Source organism: Flavobacterium sp., assembly GCF_036741995.1.
Taxonomy (GTDB): Bacteria; Bacteroidota; Bacteroidia; order Flavobacteriales; family Flavobacteriaceae; genus Flavobacterium.
Map to the genome: position 1 here is coordinate 1 of NZ_DAINRG010000112.1, position 1,721 is coordinate 1,721.

The following is a 1,721-nucleotide window of genomic DNA, read 5'->3' on the forward strand; positions in this document are numbered from 1 at the left end:
GCTATGTATACTGAATCGGGTACATATACTTTTACCGGAACTAATCATAGTGGATGTCCACTTACTAAAACGTTAGTATTAACGATTAATAATTCAGCAAATACAGAAGATTTTGTAACACGATGTGATAGTTATACTTGGCCAGTTAATGGTGTTACGTATACAGCAAGTGGAGATTTTACTTTTGATAGCACCAATGGTACTACAGGTTGTCAGGATGGGCATACGCTTCACTTGATTATCAACAATGGAGTGCCAACAAATGAAACACAAGTAGCATGTAATTCTTATACCTGGCCGGTTAATGGCGTTACCTATACTCAAAGTGGAGAATATGTTGCAAATACTAGTAGTTCAGGATGTTCGAGTACCGCTACGTTGCATTTGACTATCAATTCAACGGTTATTACTACACAACCGGCAAGTACTTATATCTGTTCTGCTTTAGGATCAACAGCTAGTGTTTCAGTAGCTACTACCGCTTTAAATGCCAGTTATGTATGGCAGTATAGAGTTGTAACAACGGCTCTATCGAATCCGGATTGGATTACTATCGACGCTACTAATGCGGGAACAGTGTATAGCAATTATACTACCGCTTCTTTAGGAATTACAAGATTAACTACCGCTCTTCCAAAAGCAGGGACACAATACAGAGTAATTGTTACAGCGGACTGTGGTAGTGCTACATCAGATGCCGCCGGTATCTTAATTTTATCAACTTTAAAAGCAGGAAGTATTAAAACGCCAGCAGCCTCCGTTTGTACCGGAAATGATATGACATTAACTTTAAGTGGTTATGCCGGTTCATCTTTCCAATGGTATTCTTGTCCATTGTATACAACAGCAGCCGGCGGAACATTTACGTTAATTCCGGGAGCTACAGGTACTACTTATACGATTACCAATGCCTCAGCCGATACTCCTAAATCCTATAGAGTAGAGGTGTTCAATACTTGTAACGGTGCTACCGCACTATCCGCTATTAAAACTATCAAAGTTGACCCACCATCAGTAGGCGGATCAGTAGTAGGTGGCGGAACAGTATGTTCTTCAGGTGGATCAGGAACCTTAGCTGTTTCGGGTAATGTTGGAAAAATTCAATGGGAATATTCTTTAGATGGAGGCGCTACGTATGCTGATGCACCAAATGCGGCTACCGCTGGTACCGTTAGTGGTTTCAGTACCACATCGGTGAATAGTACTTCTGCTAAATATTTAGTAACAAATATTACTGTTCCGGTATTGTTTAGAGCTAGAATTACAAGCGGAACCTGTTCATCAGCTTACTCCACAGTGGCAAGCTTTGTATTGTCTGGGTCAGCCACAGCAGGAATTGTTAGTGCAGCTACTACGACAGCTTTATGTCCAGCAACCGGTACTTCAGTTACTTTGACAGGAGGCGTTGGTACTATTACTTGGTATAAATCAACTACGTATACTTCAGCTAGTCCAGTGTGGACAGCTCTTACGCTTCATACAGCTACTATTAACACAGGAAACCTTGCGGCTTCTACAGCTTATTATGCAGTAACCAGCATAGGAGGTAATTGTGATACAGCGCCATCGAATGTTGTGGTTGTAAGCGTTAAAGCCAAACCAGTTGCTAAAACTATTGCTGCTAGTCCGAGTTTACCAACAGGAGCAGCAGCTACTTCAGCAATTTGTACAAATTCTTCTATAGTTAAAGTATTGACAATTGGCACAGGTTATTCAGGTAA

At 41.1% G+C, this 1,721-nt stretch carries 1 pseudogene; it reads left to right on the forward strand.

From position 1 onward, the window contains the following. Positions 1 to 1,721 (forward strand): annotated as a pseudogene (locus tag V7D82_RS13760) (hypothetical protein); the annotation flags it as partial.